The 19191-nt window shown below is 69.1% G+C and carries 19 protein-coding genes; 12 read left to right on the forward strand and 7 right to left on the reverse strand.

The genetic code is table 11. The annotated features are described in order from the left end of the window. Nucleotides 1–97: 97 nt before the first annotated feature. The 4 genes from ACWCPY_RS00865 to ACWCPY_RS00880 all read right to left on the reverse strand — a co-directional run bounded on the left by ACWCPY_RS00865 (nucleotide 98) and on the right by ACWCPY_RS00880 (nucleotide 3520). Entirely contained in the window at nucleotides 98–625 is a 528-nt protein-coding gene (locus ACWCPY_RS00865) for a GNAT family N-acetyltransferase (RefSeq protein ID WP_451262175.1), read from the reverse strand. A gap of 212 nt (nucleotides 626–837) precedes the next feature. Then, nucleotides 838–2037 (reverse strand): MraY family glycosyltransferase, encoded by a 1200-nt coding sequence (locus ACWCPY_RS00870; protein WP_451262176.1) that lies wholly within the window; start codon nucleotides 2035–2037, stop codon nucleotides 838–840. Between the two features lie 423 nt (nucleotides 2038–2460). After that, on the reverse strand, nucleotides 2461–2661 hold the full coding sequence (locus ACWCPY_RS00875) for a DUF397 domain-containing protein (protein ID WP_451262177.1): 201 nt from the start codon (nucleotides 2659–2661) through the stop codon (nucleotides 2461–2463). 10 nt (nucleotides 2662–2671) lie between these two features. After that, complete coding sequence (locus tag ACWCPY_RS00880; RefSeq protein WP_451262178.1) at nucleotides 2672–3520, reverse strand: helix-turn-helix domain-containing protein; 849 nt, start codon at nucleotides 3518–3520, stop codon at nucleotides 2672–2674. Between ACWCPY_RS00880 and ACWCPY_RS00885 the strand changes: the two genes are divergently transcribed. Beyond that, complete coding sequence (locus ACWCPY_RS00885) at nucleotides 3519–3716, forward strand: hypothetical protein (protein ID WP_451262179.1); 198 nt, start codon at nucleotides 3519–3521, stop codon at nucleotides 3714–3716. The two genes, ACWCPY_RS00880 and ACWCPY_RS00885, sit on opposite strands and share 2 nt — an antisense overlap. A gap of 27 nt (nucleotides 3717–3743) precedes the next feature. On the opposite strand, the gene ACWCPY_RS00890 is transcribed toward ACWCPY_RS00885, so the two are convergent. The 3 genes from ACWCPY_RS00890 to ACWCPY_RS00900 form a co-directional block, all read right to left on the reverse strand. Beyond that, nucleotides 3744–5117, reverse strand: coding sequence for an acyltransferase family protein (locus ACWCPY_RS00890; RefSeq protein WP_451262180.1), 1374 nt, complete (start codon nucleotides 5115–5117; stop codon nucleotides 3744–3746). 140 nt (nucleotides 5118–5257) lie between these two features. After that, entirely contained in the window at nucleotides 5258–6487 is a 1230-nt protein-coding gene (locus ACWCPY_RS00895; protein ID WP_451262181.1) for an MFS transporter, read from the reverse strand. A 219-nt stretch (nucleotides 6488–6706) separates the two neighbouring features. After that, entirely contained in the window at nucleotides 6707–7534 is an 828-nt protein-coding gene (locus ACWCPY_RS00900; protein ID WP_451262182.1) for a C40 family peptidase, read from the reverse strand. 807 nt (nucleotides 7535–8341) lie between these two features. Here ACWCPY_RS00900 and ACWCPY_RS00905 point away from each other — a divergent pair. Genes ACWCPY_RS00905 through nuoK form a run of 11 tightly spaced genes read left to right on the forward strand, consistent with a single transcriptional unit; the run spans nucleotide 8342 to nucleotide 19188 of the window. Next, a complete protein-coding gene (locus tag ACWCPY_RS00905) occupies nucleotides 8342–8701 on the forward strand; it encodes an NADH-quinone oxidoreductase subunit A (RefSeq protein ID WP_003992243.1) in 360 nt (119 codons plus the stop codon). A gap of 18 nt (nucleotides 8702–8719) precedes the next feature. Continuing rightward, on the forward strand, nucleotides 8720–9274 hold the full coding sequence (locus ACWCPY_RS00910) for a NuoB/complex I 20 kDa subunit family protein (RefSeq protein WP_030926341.1): 555 nt from the start codon (nucleotides 8720–8722) through the stop codon (nucleotides 9272–9274). Then, nucleotides 9271–9999 (forward strand): NADH-quinone oxidoreductase subunit C, encoded by a 729-nt coding sequence (locus tag ACWCPY_RS00915; RefSeq protein WP_451262183.1) that lies wholly within the window; start codon nucleotides 9271–9273, stop codon nucleotides 9997–9999. Before ACWCPY_RS00910 ends, ACWCPY_RS00915 begins: the two co-directional genes overlap by 4 nt. Next, nucleotides 9999–11375 (forward strand): NADH-quinone oxidoreductase subunit D, encoded by a 1377-nt coding sequence (locus tag ACWCPY_RS00920; protein ID WP_451262184.1) that lies wholly within the window; start codon nucleotides 9999–10001, stop codon nucleotides 11373–11375. The genes ACWCPY_RS00915 and ACWCPY_RS00920 overlap by 1 nt, the downstream gene beginning before the upstream one ends. A gap of 29 nt (nucleotides 11376–11404) precedes the next feature. Next, nucleotides 11405–12124 (forward strand): NADH-quinone oxidoreductase subunit NuoE, encoded by a 720-nt coding sequence (gene nuoE, locus ACWCPY_RS00925; protein WP_451262398.1) that lies wholly within the window; start codon nucleotides 11405–11407, stop codon nucleotides 12122–12124. Beyond that, nucleotides 12124–13500, forward strand: coding sequence for an NADH-quinone oxidoreductase subunit NuoF (nuoF, locus tag ACWCPY_RS00930; protein WP_451262185.1), 1377 nt, complete (start codon nucleotides 12124–12126; stop codon nucleotides 13498–13500). Before nuoE ends, nuoF begins: the two co-directional genes overlap by 1 nt. Beyond that, nucleotides 13497–16028 (forward strand): NADH-quinone oxidoreductase subunit G, encoded by a 2532-nt coding sequence (locus ACWCPY_RS00935; RefSeq protein ID WP_451262186.1) that lies wholly within the window; start codon nucleotides 13497–13499, stop codon nucleotides 16026–16028. Before nuoF ends, ACWCPY_RS00935 begins: the two co-directional genes overlap by 4 nt. Continuing rightward, nucleotides 16025–17428, forward strand: a complete 1404-nt coding sequence (nuoH, locus tag ACWCPY_RS00940; RefSeq protein WP_451262187.1) for an NADH-quinone oxidoreductase subunit NuoH — start codon at nucleotides 16025–16027, stop codon at nucleotides 17426–17428. Before ACWCPY_RS00935 ends, nuoH begins: the two co-directional genes overlap by 4 nt. After that, a complete protein-coding gene (nuoI, locus tag ACWCPY_RS00945; RefSeq protein WP_451262188.1) occupies nucleotides 17421–18068 on the forward strand; it encodes an NADH-quinone oxidoreductase subunit NuoI in 648 nt (215 codons plus the stop codon). Before nuoH ends, nuoI begins: the two co-directional genes overlap by 8 nt. Beyond that, a complete protein-coding gene (locus tag ACWCPY_RS00950) occupies nucleotides 18065–18892 on the forward strand; it encodes an NADH-quinone oxidoreductase subunit J (RefSeq protein ID WP_403766634.1) in 828 nt (275 codons plus the stop codon). The genes nuoI and ACWCPY_RS00950 overlap by 4 nt, the downstream gene beginning before the upstream one ends. Continuing rightward, nucleotides 18889–19188, forward strand: coding sequence for an NADH-quinone oxidoreductase subunit NuoK (gene nuoK, locus ACWCPY_RS00955; protein WP_072485616.1), 300 nt, complete (start codon nucleotides 18889–18891; stop codon nucleotides 19186–19188). The genes ACWCPY_RS00950 and nuoK overlap by 4 nt, the downstream gene beginning before the upstream one ends. The last annotated feature ends 3 nt before the right edge of the window (nucleotides 19189–19191 follow it).

Raw genomic sequence — 19191 nt, forward strand, 5'->3', positions numbered from 1 at the left:
TCGCCGCCAGTCTGCGGAGCGGAGGCGGGGGCGGGCGTCCCCCGAAAGTCTGCGGGTGCGCGACCATGGGATGAACCGGGCGCCCGGAACGGCTACTTCAGTCGCCGAGGATCCGTTCCCACAGCAGCCCGTCCCGCCAGCTCCCGTCGAGAAGGATCGCGGAGTGCGCGACGCCGTACGGGCTGAACCCGTTGCGGCGCAGTACCCGCTGCGACGGCAGATTCTCCAGATTGGTGGACGCCTCGGCGCGGTGCAGCCCGAGTTCGTCCGTCATCACCCGGAGCACGAGCCCGACGGCGCGGCCGGCGTGCCCCTGATTCTGGGCGACGGAGGCGATCCAGTATCCGACGGAGCCGCGGCGCAGGTGCGGCTGCGGCAGGATGCCTCCGACGGTGACCTGCCCGATCACCTGGTCGTCGGCGAGCACCACGCCCGGCCAGACCGTGCCCGCCCGGTATCCGGCCAGCAGGCTGTCGATCCGTTCCGCCTGGCCCTCCGGGGTGAAGAACTCGGGCGGCTGGGCCGGTTCCCACGGCCGGAAGGCCTCGAAGTCCCGCACCCGGTGCGCGGCGATCGGTGCGGCGTCGGTGGGCTCGATCAGGCGGATCATGGTGCTGCTGCGCATGGGCCGATCCTCGTCGCGGTGCGTCGGATGAAACGGTCAGCCTATGCGGGCCGCGAGAGCCGCCACCAGGTCCGGCGGACCGGCCCGCGTGACGCCGGACACCGAGGGTGCCGCCGACGCGGCCCCGTACCGGAATCCGCCCCGGGGTCCGGACCCGCACTGATCCGCCGGACAGGCCCCGGGCCGCGCCCTCGGTGGCCGGAGCACCTCGCTCACCTGGACGGGACCCGGCGCTCCTGGTCGGCCCCGGTGCGCTTCCCGCCGGTGGCGACCACGCGGCCCCTGGGCCTGCGCGGCAGCAGTCGGCGGGTGAGGCCGGACTCGTAGCGGGGCTGGAGCAGCAGGAACAGGCCCACCGCGCAGACGAACGCGACCCCGAAGAGCATCCAGGATTTGGCGCCCCGCGCCGAGTAGGCCACGATCCCGAACGAGAACAGCGCCGACCAGAAGTACATGAGCAGCACGGCCCGGCGGTGCGAGTGGCCGAGCTGGAGCAGACGGTGGTGGAGGTGGCCCTTGTCGGCGGCGAAGGGGGACATCCCGTTCCACGTACGCCTGATGACGGCGAGCACGAGATCCGCCACCGGCAGTGCGATGACGGACAGCGGCAGCATCAGCGGAATGTAGACCGGCACCATCGCGGCCGAACCGGACCTGCCGTCCACGGACTGGCTGAGGAGGCTCGGGTCGACCTCGCCGGTCACCGAGACCGCGCACCCGGCGATGAGCAGGCCGAGCAGCATCGAGCCCGAGTCGCCCATGAAGATCCGGGCCGGATGCGAGTTGTGGACCAGGAAGCCCAGGCACATGCCCGCCAGGATCGCGGAGATCAGCGTGGTGGACGCGGCGGCCTCGATCCCGTAGCCGTACCAGAGCCGGTACGCGTACAGGAAGAACGCCGTCGCCGCGATGCCCACCGTGCCCGCGGCCAGCCCGTCGAGCCCGTCGACGAAGTTGACCGCGTTGATGGAGACCACGATCAGCCCCACGGTCAGCAGCGTGCCCTGCCAGTCGGAGAGGTAGATCCCGTCCGTGCCCGGCACCGGGAGCCAGAGGATCGTCAGCCCCTGGAACACCATCACTCCGGCGGCGAGGATCTGACCGCCGAGCTTGACCAGCGAATCGACGCCCCACTTGTCGTCCAGGACACCCAGGAGCCAGATGAGGGCGGCGCCGGACAGCAGTGCCCGTGGTGTCGAGCTCTGGGTGAAGATGCCTTCCAGATGCGGCAGGTGGGAAGCGACCAGCAGCCCGGCCACCAGCCCGCCGAACATGGCCACGCCGCCGAGGCGCGGTGTGGGCTCGCGATGGACGTCCCGTGCCCGGATCTCGGGCATCGCGCCGACGGAGATCGCGAACTTCCTCACGGGGCCGGTCAGGAGGTGGGTCACGGCCGCCGTGATGAACAGCATGAGCAAGTAATCCCGCACGGGCGGCCTCACATTCCGGCCCAGCGGGCCGATACCTGAGCCCGATCGATGCCTTCGCTGCGCCCAGGCGAGCCTAACTCATACGGATTTCAGTGCGAGGGGGAGCGGGGCGAAGCGGGTGGCGGGGCCGAAGCGCAGAGTCTCGAACCGATAGCCGCGTTCGACGACCGCCGGTAGGAGGGTGAGATGGGGTACGCATGGTGGACCGTCCGATCCCGGCGCTGTGCAGCGCGCCCGCCAAAGGGGGTGTGAGCAGGGGTTTGTTCCATCGCGCGGCATGGTGCGACGGCGTGGAGTGGTCGCAACGCCACGGGTGGCGGTACCGCAGCAGGGCGTTCCGAGGATGTGCCGGGCATGCGAAACGCCCTCCGCCGAGCGTGGCGGGAGGGCGTTCACGACCGGGGCTCAGATCAGATGGTCGAACTCCCCCGCCTTGATGCCGAGAACGAAAGCGCGCAGCTTGGCGACGCTCGTCGTGACGACGACGTCGGGGTCGTCGCTCTCACGCATCTTGATCGAGCCGTCGACAGGAGCCAGTTCGATGCAGCTCTGATTGTTGTCCGCTCCGGAGAAAGAGGACTTCTGCCAGTTGATTGCGTCGGTCATGCCGGTGGGCTCACATTTCCTGTGCGATGCGTTGGATGAATCGGGCGGACTCCTCGGCGTCGAGCGAGACGGACGCGACAGAGTCGAGCAGAGCTCGGTATCGGGCCAGCTGGGCCTCGGCGTCCAGGAAACCCGCATCGAAAGCGGTGTCCAGCTGGACGGTGTCGAGTGCCGGGATGCCGGCCCCGGCGTACAGCGTCGAGTGCACCGAACCCGTGATCTGCTCGGCGAACGGGATGACGCGGATCGTCACGGACGGCCAGGTGGAGACCTCGTGCAGGAAGGTGAGCTGCGCCTGCATGGTCGCGGGGTCGCAGTACCGCATGCGGAGTGCGGCCTCGTGAATGAACGCCTCGAACGGGGTGGGCTTGTGCCGGTCGAAAATGTCGCGCCGCCTGGTGCGGTGCTCGACCCGGGCGTTCAGCTCGTCGGTGGGAAGGCTGGAAATTCCACTCCGGATGATCGCCCGCGCATACGACTCCGTCTGGAAAATGCCAGGAATGTTGAGCATCTGGATGGCGCGGATGTAGGACGCCTTGTGCTCCAGCTCGGCCAGATCCAGGAATCCGGGCGAGAGTATTCCGCGGTAGTCGTCCCACCATCCCTTGGTGCGCTCCTCGGCCATCTCGGCCAGGGCGTCCACCAGGTACTTGTCGGTGGCTGAGTAGTGGGCGGCGAGTCGGCGCACCCGTTCGCTGCTCACTCCGTACCGGCCGGACTCGATATGGCTGATCTGGGCCCGCTCACCGCCCAGATACGCGGCAGCCTCGCTCCCGGACATCCCGGCACGCTCGCGGAGCTTACGAAGCTCCGCACCCAACCGCCGCTGCCTGGCAGTCGGGTAGCTCCTCGGTGGCATGTGCCCTCCCCTTCGTACGGGTACGAGTCTGCCGTCCCACCGTGCCGACACCGCTGTGCAACCGGACCGGGACGAGCACGGCCGGGGCCTTCTCCTCGTGGACGGGATCGCCGCCCGCTGGGGAACCACCGCGTACGGGACGCGGGCGCCGCACTCGAAGACGGTGTGGTTCACCCTCTCCGCCTCCGGACGCTGAGGCGTCCCCGACCCGCGCAGGTCCACATCAGCTGCCCTGCCGGGAGAGGACCCGGGCACCTTCACGGCGTGCGGCCGACTGGACGGGCACGGTGCGAGCACCTTGTACGACAACGGCCTTCGGGGCGTTCTTCTCCTGTGTGTTCTTCTCCCGTACGACGAGCAGGCCGGCCACCACCAGCAGCACCCAGAGCACCGGGCCGAGCGGGTTTCCGGGGGAGATGAACCCCTGCGCGGCAAGTCCGAGGAGGCCGCCGGCGGAAAGCACCGCCGCGAGAACGACCTTGCCGAGGCTCATTTCCGATGCCGCACGGGAATGGCGACGGAATTCGAACCTGCCGAAAATCCTGGTGAAGCACAGCAGGAAGATTCCCGAAACGCCGACCCACAGCGGTGCCACCGCGAGCCACATCGGGCTGCCGGGTTCCGGTGTCGCGAAGCCGAGTCCGACAATTGCGATTCCCGCAGTCATCACGAGCGCGGGCATGTGCCAGAGGTACAGGGTCATGAAACGGGCTCCGCACCATTGCAGAAAGCCGGTAGCGAAGGGGAGTTCGGCGAACCGCGTGAGTACCGGTTTGAGGGTCAGCCAGAGTCCGAGCTGGCCGATGGTCAGCGACAGCATCAGCGCGGTCGGAGGGCTCATGTTGGAGACCGGGGCCCCGGGCATTCCGATCATGGATGCCGGGTAGGGCCCGAAGAACACGGCCGCCGCGGTGAGTCCGAAGCCGACCGCGGCCAGGCCCGCCGATGTCCACCCGCTCCGCATGCGCAGGCCGCCGTCGGCGTAGTGGAAGCCGAACTGGTGGGCCGCCAACCAGACGAACAGGGCGTTCAGGAAACCGATCGCGGGGCCGACCTCGAAGCGCAGCACGTCGACGGCCAGGGCGCAGACGGCGAGTACGCTGATCACGCGCCATCCGTACCGGCGGTACCACGTGTACATCAGCGGCGTGAGCGCGACCACGAGGACATAGACGGCGAGGAACCAGAGCAACTGCCCGGCTATCTTGCCCGCCATCAGCACCGGCTGCTGGGGTACTCCCGCGCCGATCAACACGTGGGGCAGCAGCAGCCACACGGCTGCCAGGGGTACGACCGGCACCAGGAGACGCGCAATTCGGCTCCGGAGCCAGGTGCGTGCCGATTTCGCCGATCGGAACGAGAAGAAATTGGCGGCTCCGCCGGCGAAGAAAACCATGGGCATGACCTGCGTCAGCCATGTGACAATCCACCAGCCGGGGCTCGCGAGCGCATTGCCGGTGCTCAAATGGCCGTTCTCATAGGCCAGTACGGGCATGAGCCAGTGCTGGGAAATCACGGCCAGCACACATAGCGCTCTGATGATGTCTATGAATGGATCACGACCGCGAACGGGCGAATGAGCCTGCGTCTGCTGCATGTAATCATCGTGCGGTCAGCAGACGATTCGGGCAGTAAAGCGGTCCCCCGAATTCATCGGGGTGCCAGCACCGCGTGCCGTGGTGGGGAGAACCCCACCACGGCACGCGGTGCGGTCGCCGCACCTGAGGACCGTGTGGTTCACCTTCGCCGCCCCCGGACGCCGAGGCGCCCGGAGCGTGGCCCCGCCACCGCCACCGCGACCAGCACCAGAGCCGCGACCGCGCCGCCGAGCGGCATGACCGCCGACACGGACACGTGGTCGACGACGGCTCCGCCCGCCAGGGCGCCGAGGGCGAAGGTGGCCTGGAACGACGAGGTGAACAGGACGGACGCCGCCTCGGGCGCTTCGGGCGCGGCCCTGGCGAACCAGGCCTGCGAGCAGACCGGCACCGCACCGTAGGCGACGCCCCAGACGATCAGCAGCGCGACGGCTCCGGCATCCCACCTGCCCAGGACCGGGAGCAGGGCGGTCGCGGCGGCGATCAGGCCCGCGGCGAGGGAGACCGCGGCGCGAGGGCGACGCGTCACCAGCGCGCCGCCGACGAAGTTGCCGACGATCCCGGCGGCCCCGTAGACCAGCAGGAACACCGTGATCAGCGTCGGACCGGCGTGGGTGACCTGCTTCAGGAAGGGGGTGACATAGGTGTACGTCGCGAAATGGGACAGAACGATGAGGAAGGTGAGGAGCAGGGCGAACCGGGTGCCGGGCCGGTCGAGCACCGTGCCCAGCAGGCTCGCGCGGGTGACCTGTGCGGGCGGCAGGGGCGGAACCACCAGGAGCATCAGGGCGAGTACGGCCACGCTCAGCACGCCAAGGACCACGAAGGCCGTCCGCCAGCCGGCCAGGCCGCCGATGAACGTACCGGCGGGTACGCCGAGCACGGAGCCCAGCGGGACGGCCGAGAAGATCACCGCTGTCGCCCGGCCGACCGACGCCGGGCGGACCAGCCGGCCGGCCAGCCCGGCCCCGATGGACCAGAAGCCGCCGATGGTGACCCCGACCAGCACCCGGGAGACCAGGACGACGCGGTAGTCGGTCGCGGCGGCGACGAGGAAGTCGGCCAGGGCCAGCAGGAGCATGAAGGCGCAGAGCATCACACGCCGGTCGACACGCGCCGTCGCCACGGTGACCAAGGGGGCGGAGACCGCCGCGAGCAGTCCGGGCATGGTCATCATCAGGCCCGCCGTGCCGTCCGAGACGGCGAAGTCGGACCCGATCGATGTGAGCAGGCCGATGGGCAGGATCTCGGTGGTGACGATCGAGAAGATGCCCAGCATCACGGAGACGACGGCGAGCCGGCCGCGTAAGGGGGTGCGGGCAGGGAGGGCCGTGCGTTCGGAGGGGGTGAGGGCCGCGGGGGTGGTCATGGCGGGTGCCGTCCTGTGCTCGGTGACGCGAGGGCTGTTCGCCCCAGTTCACAAGCGGCGGTGGACGGTGTCCGGCAGGTTCGCGACGTCAACGCCGCCGGCCGGGGGTGACGTCGGTTTTCCGCCGGAGCTCCGGCGGGACCGGGAACGGCGAAGGGCCGTCGCTCCCGAGCGGGGGAGTGACGGCCCTTCGCCGCGCGCCGCGAAGGCGCTTGTGAATCAGAGAACGCGGACCGCGCCCGACGGCGGGTCGTAGGACAGCGGGCGCTGCACCACACCGGTGCTGGAGTTCTGCGCACCGACGAACTGGCCGTTGCCCACGTAGATCCCGACGTGGTACGCGCTGCCCGCGCCGCCCCAGTACAGGATGTCGCCCGGCTGGAGGTTGCTCAGGGAGACCTGGGTGCCGGCGGTCGACTGGGACTGGGAGACGCGCGGCAGGTCGATGTTGACCGAACGGAACGCGGCCTGGACGAGGCCGGAGCAGTCCCACGAGTTGGGGCCGGTGCCGCCGGGCACGTACGCGTCGCCGACCTGGGCCTGCGCGAAGGCGATGACGGCCGCTGCGGAGCCGGTCGCGCTCGACGAGGAGGACGAGGCGGACACGGCCGTGCCGGCGCTGGAGCCGGAGGTCGCGCTGAGCGTCGTACGGGCGGTGGAGCGGGAAGCGCGCTCGGCGGCCTCCGCCTTGGCCTTGGCGGCCGCCTCCGCCTTCTTCTTGGCCTCTGCCTTGCGGACCGCCTCGGCCTTGGCCTTCTTGGCGGCCTTGGCCGCGGTGGAGGCTGCGGCGTCCTCCTGGGCCTGCGTCTGCAGGTCCTGGGCGACCTGCTGCGTGGCCTGGGCGGACGCGGCGACGGCGGTGGAGAGCCCGGAGGTGATGGTGGGCATCTCGATGGTCTGGGTCACCGGCTCGGCCTGGGCCGGACCGGCAGCGCCTGCGACCGCGATGGTGCTGAGGACGCCACCGGCAACTCCGGCCCGCAGCGCCGTCTTCGAGGCGTTTCGGCGGGGCTTCCGGTGGCTGGGTATGTGAGCGGTGTGGGACATGAGTACTAGCGCTATCAGGGCCCTGGGGCTCCCATCAAGAAACGTGTGTTGCGACACAGTTACGTACGGAATCTGTGAATCCGCTTTCCGGGGACCCTTATTGACGCCGTAACGGGCAAAACGGGCATGCCCGATCACCGCTGTGATCACGGGCTTTCGGCATTACGCCCGAATTGCCCGCCGCTTACCATCCGTTCACACCGATGGCCAAGCCCGCTTTTGTTGGGGCCTTGATGAAGTGACGCAGGTCACAGTGTGGTCGCCGCGTGGGGGTCGGTTATGCGCCATGCGTCCAATGCGGCGACGGGCGAGGTGAGATGTCCCGTTCAGTTGATTGATCGCAAATGTTCATGCATGTCCACTTCGCTCCTCGCGACCCCCTCTCCCGGGTGAGGTTCGAGCGGCCCGGGCGGGGGCGGGGCGGCCGGTGGGCGGTCGATCGGGGTCAGGAGTGGAAGATCCTTTATCACCCCGGGATGTCCATCGCCAATTTGCTTGGTATGGCCATCTCTTGATAGGGCAACAGCCGTTTGACCAGCGGTAACGGCATCGGATGTCACGTCTCGTGATCACTCGGCCGCTTCGCGTGTGAAGATCACCGCTCATCCGACTTCATGATCCTTCGTCAGGTGGTGGAGATCACAAAGACGTTGTCGTACCCCGTGTCGCAGATCACAGGACGGCGGGCATAGGATGCGGGGCAGTCGGGCTTGTGAACTGCCTCACATGTGCACGATCTTGGTGGGGTGGTGAGCCGGTCGCCCGATGCGGTCCAACGGTCAAGGACGACTGGAAGGAGCGAGGAGCGTGAATGCCTACGCGCCCATCCTCGTGCTCGGCGCCCTCGGGGCAGGGTTTGCGATCTTCTCCGTGGTCATGGCCACGCTTATCGGCCCCAAGCGGTACAACCGGGCAAAGCTCGAAGCGTACGAGTGCGGTATCGAACCCACACCCACTCCGGCCGGAGGCGGCCGCTTCCCCATCAAGTACTACCTGACGGCGATGCTCTTCATCGTCTTCGACATCGAGATCGTCTTCCTCTATCCCTGGGCGGTCACCTTCGACGCCCTGGGGATCTTCGGGCTCGTGGAGATGCTGCTCTTCGTGCTCACCGTCTTCGTCGCCTACGCCTATGTGTGGCGTCGCGGCGGCCTGGAATGGGACTGAGGGGCTGAGGGGCACACCATGGGACTCGAAGAGAAGCTGCCCAGCGGCTTCGTGCTGACCACTGTCGAGCAGGCCGCCGGCTGGGTACGGAAGTCCTCCGTCTTCCCGGCCACCTTCGGCCTCGCCTGTTGCGCCATCGAGATGATGACGACCGGGGCCGGGCGTTACGACCTGGCCCGTTTCGGGATGGAGGTCTTCCGCGGATCGCCGCGGCAGGCGGATCTGATGATCGTGGCAGGACGGGTCAGCCAGAAGATGGCTCCCGTCCTGCGGCAGGTCTACGACCAGATGCCCAACCCCAAGTGGGTCATCTCCATGGGGGTTTGCGCGTCATCGGGCGGAATGTTCAATAATTACGCCATTGTTCAGGGTGTTGATCATATTGTTCCGGTTGACATCTATTTGCCCGGTTGTCCGCCGCGGCCCGAGATGCTGATGGACGCGATCCTCAAGCTCCACCAGAAGATCCAGGGCTCCAAGCTCGGGGTCAACGCGGAGGAGGCCGCCCGCGAGGCGGAGGACGCGGCACTCAAGGCACTGCCCCTGATCGAGATGAAGGGGCTGCTGCGATGAGCGGGAACGACAATCACGACGAACAGAGCAACGACAACGCTGTGCCCGCCCCGCGCGCGGACACCGGCGAGATCATCGGCGTACGCAAGGGCATGTTCGGCGCCGACAACGGCGGTGACACCTCCGGCTACGGCGGCCTCGTCCGCACCGTGACCCTGCCGGGCGCCACGTCCCGTCCGTACGGCGGCTGGTTCGACGAGGTCGCCGACGAGCTCGAAGGGGCCCTGGAGGAGCAGGACCTGCTTCCCGGGAACGCCATCGAGAAGACCGTCGTCGACCGCGGCGAGCTCACCTTCCACATCGCCCGCGAGCACCTCGTCCGGGTCGCCCGGACGCTGCGCGACGACCCGGCGCTGCGCTTCGAGCTCTGCACGGGGGTGAGCGGCGTCCACTTCCTCGGCGACAAGGGCCGCGAGCTGCACGCCGTCTACCACCTGCGCTCGCTCACGCACGGCCGGCTGATCCGCCTGGAGGTGTCGGTCCCGGACAGCGATCCGCACATCCCGTCCCTCGTCGCGGTCTACCCGACCAACGACTGGCACGAGCGCGAGGCCTACGACTTCTTCGGGCTCGTCTTCGACGGGCACCCCGCCCTCACCCGGATCATGATGCCGGACGACTGGCAGGGCTTCCCGCAGCGCAAGGACTACCCGCTCGGCGGCATCGCCGTCGAGTACAAGGGCGCCCAGATCCCGGCTCCGGACCAGCGGAGGTCGTACTCCTGATGTCTACTCCCCACTCCCACCCGTCGCCCGGCCACCACCCCTCAGCGAGTCCCTCCGGGACGCCCCTTTCGGATGCCCGGGCGACGACCGAGGGGACTGTATATACAGTCACCGGCGGTGACTGGGACGAGGTCGTCGAGTCCGCGGTCAAGTCCGACGACGAGCGCATCATTGTCAACATGGGCCCCCAGCACCCGTCCACGCACGGTGTTCTGCGGCTGATCCTGGAGATCGACGGCGAGACCGTCACCGAGGCCCGCTGCGGCATCGGCTACCTCCACACCGGCATCGAGAAGAACCTCGAATTCCGGAACTGGACGCAGGGCACCACCTTCGTCACGCGCATGGACTACCTGACGCCCTTCTTCAACGAGGCGGCGTACTGCCTCGGCGTCGAGAAGCTCCTCGGCATCGAGGACCAGATCCCCGACCGGGCCAGCATCCTGCGTGTGCTCCTGATGGAGCTCAACCGGATCTCCTCGCACCTGGTGTGCATCGCCACCGGCGGCATGGAGCTCGGCGCCACCACGATCATGATCTACGGCTTCCGTGATCGTGAACTCGTTCTCGACCTCTTCGAGCTGATCACCGGCCTGCGCATGAACCACGCGTTCATCCGCCCCGGCGGACTCGCCCAGGACCTGCCGCCCGGCGCGATCGACCAGCTGCGCGAGTTCGTGAAGACCATGAAGAAGAACCTGCCGGAGTACGACAAGCTCGCCACCGGCAACCCCATCTTCAAGGCCCGCATGCAGGACGTCGGCTACCTCGACCTGACCGGCTGCATGGCCCTCGGTGCCACCGGCCCGATCCTGCGCTCCGCCGGACTCCCGCACGACCTGCGCAAGACCGACCCGTACTGCGGGTACGAGAACTACGAGTTCGACGTCCCCACCGCCGACAGCTGCGACGCCTACGGCCGCTTCCTCGTCCGCCTGGAGGAGATGCGCCAGTCGCTGCGGATCGTCGAGCAGTGCATCGACCGGCTCGCCCCCGGCCCGGTGATGGTCGCCGACAAGAAGATCGCCTGGCCCGCCCAGCTCGCGCTCGGCCCCGACGGCCTCGGCAACTCGCTCGACCACATCAAGAAGATCATGGGCACCTCCATGGAGGCCCTGATCCACCACTTCAAGCTGGTGACCGAGGGCTTCCGGGTCCCGGCCGGACAGGTGTACACCGCGGTCGAGTCGCCCAAGGGCGAACTCGGCGTGCACGTCGTCTCCGACGGCGGCACCCGCCCCTACCGGGTCCACTTCCGCGACCCGTCCTTCACCAACCTTCAGGCCATGGCGGCGATGTGCGAGGGCGGCCAGGTCGCCGACGTCATCGTCGCCGTCGCGTCCATCGACCCCGTGATGGGAGGCGTCGACCGGTGACCGAAGCACGTCAGGAAGTCAGTCTGGGGATGCCGCAGCTCCCCGCCCCCGCCTACCCGGCCGAGGTGCGCGCCAGGCTCGAAGCGGACGCGAAGGAGGTGATCGCCCGCTACCCCGACAGCCGCTCCGCCCTGCTGCCGCTGCTGCACCTGGTGCAGTCCGAGGAGGGCTACGTCTCCCGTACGGGCATGGCGTTCTGCGCCGAGCTGCTCGGCCTCACCACCGCCGAGGTCACCGCGGTCGCCACCTTCTACACGATGTACCGGCGCAGGGCCGGCGGCGACTACCAGGTCGGTGTCTGCACCAACACGCTGTGCGCGGTGATGGGCGGCGACGCCATCTTCGACCGGCTCAAGGAGCACCTCGGCGTCGGCAACGACGAGACGACCGAGGACGGGAAGATCACCCTCGAACACATCGAGTGCAACGCGGCCTGCGACTTCGCCCCCGTGGTGATGGTCAACTGGGAGTTCTTCGACAACCAGACGCCCGAGAGCGCGACCCGCATGGTCGACGACCTGATCGCCGGGCGCACCGTCGAACCCACCCGCGGCGCCCCGCTCTGCTCGTACAAGGAGACCGCCCGGATCCTGGCCGGCTTCCCCGACGAGCGCCCCGGTGCCGTCGAGGCCTCCGGCGGCGCTGGCCCCGCCTCGCTGATCGGACTCCGGCTCGCCAAGGGCGAGGAGCCGCACCCGCGCGTCGTCGCCCCGCGCGGCGAACGCCCGCACGCCGAGGAGGGGGAGTGATGACGTTGACGACCGAGATCAACGACAACGGAGGCGGCAACGGGGACAGCCCCGAGAAGCTGCTCGCCCCCGTCCTCTCCGCCTTCTGGGACCAGCCGGAGTCCTGGACCCTGGAGACCTACCGGCGCCACGAGGGATACGAGGGACTGCGCAAGGCCCTCGCCATGGCGCCGGACGAGCTCATCGCGTACGTCAAGGACTCCGGTCTGCGCGGCCGGGGCGGCGCGGGCTTCCCCACCGGGATGAAGTGGCAGTTCATCCCGCAGGGAGACGGCAAACCGCACTATCTTGTTGTCAACGCCGACGAATCGGAACCGGGCACCTGCAAGGACATCCCGCTCCTGTTCGCCAACCCGCACAGCCTCATCGAGGGCATCGTGATCGCCTGTTACGCGATCCGTTCGTCGCACGCGTTCATCTACTTGCGCGGTGAGGTCGTCCCCGTGCTGCGACGTCTGCACGAGGCCGTACGAGAGGCGTACGAGGCGGGCTATCTGGGGACGAACATCCTGGGCTCAGGGCTCGATCTGGAACTCACGGTGCACGCCGGTGCCGGCGCGTACATCTGTGGTGAGGAAACCGCGCTGCTCGACTCTCTCGAAGGACGGCGTGGCCAGCCCCGGCTGCGACCCCCCTTCCCCGCGGTCGCCGGTCTGTACGCCTGCCCCACTGTGGTGAACAACGTCGAGTCCATCGCCTCGGTTCCCGCGATCCTGAACCGGGGCAAGGACTGGTTCAAGTCGATGGGCAGCGAGAAGTCTCCCGGCTTCACGCTGTACTCGCTCAGCGGGCACGTCGCGGGCCCCGGCCAGTACGAGGCACCGCTCGGCATCACGCTGCGCCAACTGCTCGACATGAGCGGCGGCATGCGCCCCGGCCACCGGCTGAAGTTCTGGACCCCGGGCGGCTCGTCGACCCCGATGTTCACCGACGAGCACCTTGACGTACCGCTCGACTACGAGGGCGTCGGCGCCGCCGGATCCATGCTCGGCACCAAGGCGCTCCAGTGCTTCGACGAGACGACCTGCGTCGTGCGGGCCGTCACCCGCTGGACCGAGTTCTACGCCCACGAGTCCTGCGGCAAGTGCACGCCCTGCCGCGAAGGCACCTACTGGCTGGTCCAGCTGCTCCGCGACATCGAGGCCGGCAAGGGACAGATGTCCGACCTCGACAAGCTGAACGACATCGCCGACAACATCAACGGCAAGTCCTTCTGTGCCCTCGGCGACGGCGCCGCCTCGCCGATCTTCTCCTCGCTGAAGTACTTCCGCGAGGAGTACGAGCAGCACATCACGGGCAAGGGCTGCCCCTTCGATCCCGCCAGGTCGACCGCCTGGGCCGACGACAAGAACGCTCACCAGGGGGTGAACGCATGACAGTCACCACGAGTGCGCCCTCCGGGGGCGGCGAGGCGGCCATCCCGCCCGAGGACCTGGTCACGCTGACCATCGACGGCATCGAGATCAGCGTGCCCAAGGGCACCCTGGTCATCCGGGCCGCCGAACTCCTCGGCATCGAGATCCCGCGCTTCTGCGACCACCCGCTCCTCGACCCGGCCGGCGCCTGCCGGCAGTGCATCGTCGAGGTCGAGGGCCAGCGCAAGCCGATGGCGTCCTGCACCATCACCTGCACCGACGGCATGGTGGTGAAGTCGCAGCTCACCTCTCCGGTCGCCGAGAAGGCCCAGAAGGGTGTGATGGAGCTGCTGCTCATCAACCACCCGCTGGACTGCCCGGTCTGCGACAAGGGCGGCGAGTGCCCGCTGCAGAACCAGGCGATGTCGCACGGCGACGCGGACTCCCGCTTCGACGGCAAGAAGCGCACGTACGAGAAGCCCGTCCCGATCTCCACCCAGGTGCTGCTGGACCGGGAGCGGTGCGTGCTCTGCGCGCGCTGCACCCGGTTCTCCAACCAGGTGGCGGGCGACCCGATGATCGAGCTGATCGAGCGCGGCGCGCTCCAGCAGGTCGGTACCGGCGAGGGCGACCCGTTCGAGTCGTACTTCTCCGGGAACACCATCCAGATCTGCCCGGTCGGAGCGCTGACCTCGGCGGCCTACCGCTTCCGCTCCCGCCCCTTCGACCTGGTGTCCTCGCCGTCGGTCTGCGAGCACTGCGCGGGCGGCTGCGCGACCCGCACCGACCACCGGCGCGGCAAGGTCATGCGGCGGCTCGCCGCCAACGACCCCGAGGTCAACGAGGAGTGGGTCTGCGACAAGGGCCGCTTCGGCTTCCGCTACGCGCAGCAGCCGGGCCGGCTCACCACCCCGCTGGTGCGCAACGCGGACGGCGTCCTGGAACCGGCGAGCTGGCCCGAGGCGCTCGCCGCCGCGGCCGCCGGCCTCTGTGCCGCGCGCGGCCGGACCGGCGTGCTCACCGGCGGCCGGCTGACCGTCGAGGACGCCTACGCGTACAGCAAGTTCGCCCGGGTCGCGCTGGACACCAACGACATCGACTTCCGGGCCAGGGTCCACAGCGGCGAGGAGGCCGACTTCCTGGCCGCCCGCGTCGCCGGGCGCGGCCGGGACCTGGACGGCGCGGGGGTCACGTACACCTCGCTGGAGCAGGCCCCGACGGTGCTGCTCGTCGGGTTCGAGTCGGAGGAGGAGGCGCCCGGCGTCTTCCTGCGGCTGCGCAAGGCCAACCGCAAGCACGGACAGCGCACCTACGCCATCGCCTCGCACGCCACCCGCGGCCTGGAGAAGGCGGGCGGCACGCTGCTTCCCGCCGCCCCCGGCACCGAGACCGAGTGGCTGGACGCGATCGCGGGCGGTGTCGGGCTGGAGGGCGACGGAGCCGCGACGGCCGGGGCGCTGCGCGGCGAGGGCGCCGTGATCGTGGTCGGCGAGCGGCTGGCCGCGGTGCCGGGCGGGCTCACCGCCGCGGTACGGACGGCCACCGCGACCGGTGCCGCGCTGGTGTGGATCCCGCGCCGGGCCGGCGAGCGCGGCGCGGTGGAGGCGGGCGCGCTCCCGTCTCTGCTGCCCGGCGGCCGCCCGGCGACCGACCCGCGGGCCAGGGACGAGGTGGCGGCCGTCTGGGGCGTCGCCGAACTCCCGTCCCGCTTCGGCCGCGACACCGGCCAGATCGTCGAGGCCGCGGCCACCGGCGAACTGGGCGCGCTGGTCGTCGCCGGGGTCGAGGCCGTGGACCTGCCGGACCCGGCGCGGGCCCTGGAGGCCCTGGACCAGGTCGGCTTCCTGGTCTCGCTGGAGCTGCGGCCGAGCGAGGTCACCGAGCGCGCCGATGTGGTCTTCCCGGTCGCCGCGGTGGCCGAGAAGTCCGGCACCTTCCTCAACTGGGAGGGCAGGGCGAGGATGTTCGAGGCGGCGCTGAAGCCCGAGCAGATGACGCGCACGCTCGCGCCGGGCGATGCCCGGGTGCTGCACATGCTGGCCGACGCGATGGCCCGCACCGCCGGTGCCGAGGGCCCCGGTCGCTTCGCGCTGCCGGACCTGAAGTCCGTACGCCGTGAGCTGGACCGGCTCGGCGGCTGGAGCGGGGCGCGCGCCACCGAACCGAACGAGCCGGCGCAGCCGCTGCCCAGGCCCGGCGACGGCGAGGCCATCCTCGCGGGCCACCGGATGCTGCTCGACCTGGGCCGGCTCCAGGAGGGCGACGAGGCGCTGGCCGGCACCCGGCACGCCGCGGTCGCCCGGCTGTCCGCGGCCACCGCGGCCGAGACGGGCGTGAAGGACGGCGATCTGCTGGCCGTCACCGGCCCGGCGGGCAGCGTCGTATTCCCGTTGAAGGTCACCGACATGCCGGACCGGGTGGTCTGGGTGCCGCTGAACTCCGTCGGGCGGGGCGTCCCGGCCGACACCGGCGCCCGGCCCGGCGGTCCGGTCCGGATCGGCCCCGCCGCACCGGGTACTTCCGACGTCACACCGGAGGTGGGGGCGTGAGTGCCTTCGCTCAACTGGCCGCGGCACCGCACAGCGCCGTGCTCGCCGCCGAGGACCTGTCGATGTTCGGCACCGACCCGTGGTGGCTCGTCGTCATCAAGGCGGTGTTCTGCTTCGCGTTCCTGATGGTGACCGTGCTCTTCTCCATCGTGTGGGAGCGCAAGGTCGTCGCCTGGATGCAGCTGCGCATCGGTCCCAACCGGCACGGCCCCTGGGGCATGCTCCAGTCGCTCGCCGACGGCATCAAGCTGATGCTGAAGGAAGACGTCATCGTCAGGCGGGCCGACAAGGTCGTCTACGTGCTTGCCCCGATCGTCGCCGCCATCCCGGCGTTCATGGCGATCGCGGTGATCCCGTTCGGCCCGTCCGGCAACGAGGTCTCGATCTTCGGGCACCGCACCTCGATGCAGCTCACCGACCTGCCGATCGCGATGCTGTACATCCTCGCGGTCGCCTCGGTCGGGATCTACGGCATCGTGCTGGCCGGCTGGTCGTCCGGCTCGACGTACCCGCTCCTCGGCGGTCTGCGCTCCTGCGCGCAGATGATCAGCTACGAGATCGCGATGGGCGCCGCGTTCGCCTCGGTCTTCCTCTACTCCGGGTCGATGTCGACCTCGAAGATCGTGGAGGCGCAGCAGGACCGCTGGTTCATCGTCCTGCTGCCGGTCTCCTTCATCATCTACATCGTCACGATGGTCGGCGAGACCAACCGCGCACCGTTCGACATGCCGGAGTCCGAGGGCGACCTGGTCGGCGGCTTCAACACCGAGTACTCGTCGATCAAGTTCGCGATGTTCATGCTCGCCGAGTACGTCAACATGGTCACCGTCTCCGCGGTCGCCACGACCCTGTTCCTCGGCGGCTGGCGGGCCCCGTGGCCGATCAGCACCTTCTGGGAGGGCGCGAACCACGGCTGGTGGCCGATGCTCTGGTTCGTCATCAAGGTCCAGCTGCTGCTGTTCTTCTTCATCTGGCTGCGCGGCACGCTGCCCCGGGTCCGTTACGACCAGCTGATGAAGCTCGGCTGGAAGGTCCTGATCCCGGTCTCCGTGGTCTGGCTGATGCTGGTCGCGACGGTGCGGGCGCTGCGCAACGAGGGCTACGACTTCACGAAGATCGTGCTGTACGTGGCCGGGGCCGTGATCGCGATCCTGCTGATCTCCTTCGTCGCCGACATCTTCCGCGACAAGAAGGGCCGGGCCGCCGAGGCGGAGGCCGGACCGGAGCCGGCGTTCGACCCGATGGCGGGCGGGTTCCCGGTGCCGCCGCTGCCCGGACAGACCCTCCCGCCGGTGCCGCGCCGCAGGCCGCGGGGTGAGCGGGAGCTCGTTGTCAGTGGCGGGTCGGATACTCAGAGTGACGAACACGCGAGTGACGGAAAGGAGGCCGACGGTGTCTGAGTCATCGGAGTCCTCGGGGTCCCCGGGATCCTCGGAGGAGAAGTTCCAGAACCCCGTCGCCGGCTTCGGCGTGACCTTCAAGGCCATGTTCAAGAAGCGGCTGACCGAGCAGTATCCGGAAACGCCGAAGGTGACGGCGCCGCGCTTCCACGGCCGGCACCAGCTCAACCGTCACCCGGACGGGCTGGAGAAGTGCATCGGCTGCGAGCTGTGCGCCTGGGCCTGCCCGGCGGACGCGATCTACGTCGAGGGCGCGGACAACACCGACGAGGAGCGCTACTCCCCGGGTGAGCGCTACGGCCGGGTCTACCAGATCAATTACGCGCGCTGCATTCTCTGCGGACTGTGCATCGAGGCCTGCCCGACCCGGGCGCTGACGATGACCAATCAGTTCGAGCTCGCCAACACCACCCGCGAGAGCCTCATCTACACCAAGGACGAGCTGCTCGCGGGCCTGGAGGAGGGCATGGTCGACACCCCGCACGCGATCTTCCCGGGGATGGACGAACAGGACTACTACCGAGGTCTGGTCACCGAGGCCGCCCCCGGTACGGAGCGTCAGACCGCCGTCTCCAAGGGCGAGAAGCCGGACGACGCGCACCGCGGGAACAACGGCTCGGCCCAGGAGGTGGGCGCATGACCGCCCTGGCCGCCGCGGCCTCCCAGACCTCGACCGGTGAGGCCGTCCAGTTCTGGGTGCTCGGGATCGTCGCCGTGATCGGCGCACTGTCCACCGTACTGATGAAGAAGGCCGTGCACAGCGCGCTGAGCCTCGCCGGGACCATGATCGTCCTCGCGGTGTTCTACCTCGCCAACGGCGCCTATTTCCTGGGCATCGTCCAGATCGTCGTCTACACCGGCGCGATCATGATGCTGTTCCTCTTCGTGGTCATGCTCGTCGGTGTCACCGCGGCCGACTCGCTGAAGGAGACCCTGAAGGGGCAGCGCTGGCTGGCCGCCGGCTGTGGGCTCGGCTTCGGCGTCCTGCTCATCGCCGGCATCGGCAACGCCTCGCTGAACAGCTTCAACGGACTCGGCACCGCCAACACCGAGCACGGCGGGAACGTCGAGGGGCTGGCCAGCCTCATCTTCACCAAGTACGTCTTCGCCTTCGAGATCACCGGCGCCCTGCTGATCACGGCGACGGTCGGCGCGATGGTGCTCACCCACCGGGAGCGCACCGAACGGGCCAGGACCCAGCGGGAGATGTCCGAGGAGCGCGTACGCGGAAAGCAGCTGCCGCCGCTGCCCGCCCCCGGTGTCTACGCCCGGCACAACGCCGTGGACATCCCGGGCCTGCTCCCGGACGGTACGCCCTCCGAGCTCACCGTCATGCAGACGCTGCGCAAGCGCGGCCAGATCCGCGATGTGTCGAACGAGTCCCTGGAGCAGCTCAGGGCGCTGGAGCAACGCTCCGAGGAGCGGCTCGGCCGTGACAACGAAGAAGAGGAGGTCGCCAAGTGAACCCGGTCTACTACCTCTATCTCGCAGCGCTGTTGTTCACCATCGGTGCGGCCGGGGTGCTGATCCGGCGGAACGCGATCGTGGTGTTCATGTGCGTGGAGCTGATGCTCAACGCCTGCAACCTCGCGTTCGTGACCTTCTCCCGGATGCACGGCAATCTCGACGGCCAGATCATCGCCTTCTTCACGATGGTCGTCGCCGCCGCCGAGGTCGTGGTCGGGCTCGCGATCATCGTGTCGGTGTTCCGTTCCCGCCACTCGGCCTCGGTCGACGACGCCAGCCTGATGAAGCTGTAAGGG

The sequence above is a fragment of the Streptomyces sp. NPDC002403 genome, assembly GCF_053593015.1.

Coding starts and splice junctions, on each gene's coding strand:
- ACWCPY_RS00900 (WP_451262182.1), bottom strand. CDS start 7,534: ATGTCCCACACCGCTCACATACCCAGCCACCGGAAGCCCCGCCGAAAC.
- nuoE (WP_451262398.1), top strand. CDS start 11,405: ATGCCGCAGCTCCCCGCCCCCGCCTACCCGGCCGAGGTGCGCGCCAGG.
- ACWCPY_RS00885 (WP_451262179.1), top strand. CDS start 3,519: ATGTGCCCTCCCCTTCGTACGGGTACGAGTCTGCCGTCCCACCGTGCC.
- ACWCPY_RS00875 (WP_451262177.1), bottom strand. CDS start 2,661: ATGACCGACGCAATCAACTGGCAGAAGTCCTCTTTCTCCGGAGCGGAC.
- ACWCPY_RS00910 (WP_030926341.1), top strand. CDS start 8,720: ATGGGACTCGAAGAGAAGCTGCCCAGCGGCTTCGTGCTGACCACTGTC.
- ACWCPY_RS00880 (WP_451262178.1), bottom strand. CDS start 3,520: ATGCCACCGAGGAGCTACCCGACTGCCAGGCAGCGGCGGTTGGGTGCG.
- ACWCPY_RS00950 (WP_403766634.1), top strand. CDS start 18,065: ATGACCGCCCTGGCCGCCGCGGCCTCCCAGACCTCGACCGGTGAGGCC.
- ACWCPY_RS00890 (WP_451262180.1), bottom strand. CDS start 5,117: ATGCAGCAGACGCAGGCTCATTCGCCCGTTCGCGGTCGTGATCCATTC.
- ACWCPY_RS00870 (WP_451262176.1), bottom strand. CDS start 2,037: ATGCTGTTCATCACGGCGGCCGTGACCCACCTCCTGACCGGCCCCGTG.
- nuoF (WP_451262185.1), top strand. CDS start 12,124: ATGACGTTGACGACCGAGATCAACGACAACGGAGGCGGCAACGGGGAC.
- ACWCPY_RS00935 (WP_451262186.1), top strand. CDS start 13,497: ATGACAGTCACCACGAGTGCGCCCTCCGGGGGCGGCGAGGCGGCCATC.
- ACWCPY_RS00915 (WP_451262183.1), top strand. CDS start 9,271: ATGAGCGGGAACGACAATCACGACGAACAGAGCAACGACAACGCTGTG.
- ACWCPY_RS00920 (WP_451262184.1), top strand. CDS start 9,999: ATGTCTACTCCCCACTCCCACCCGTCGCCCGGCCACCACCCCTCAGCG.
- ACWCPY_RS00895 (WP_451262181.1), bottom strand. CDS start 6,487: ATGACCACCCCCGCGGCCCTCACCCCCTCCGAACGCACGGCCCTCCCT.
- ACWCPY_RS00865 (WP_451262175.1), bottom strand. CDS start 625: ATGCGCAGCAGCACCATGATCCGCCTGATCGAGCCCACCGACGCCGCA.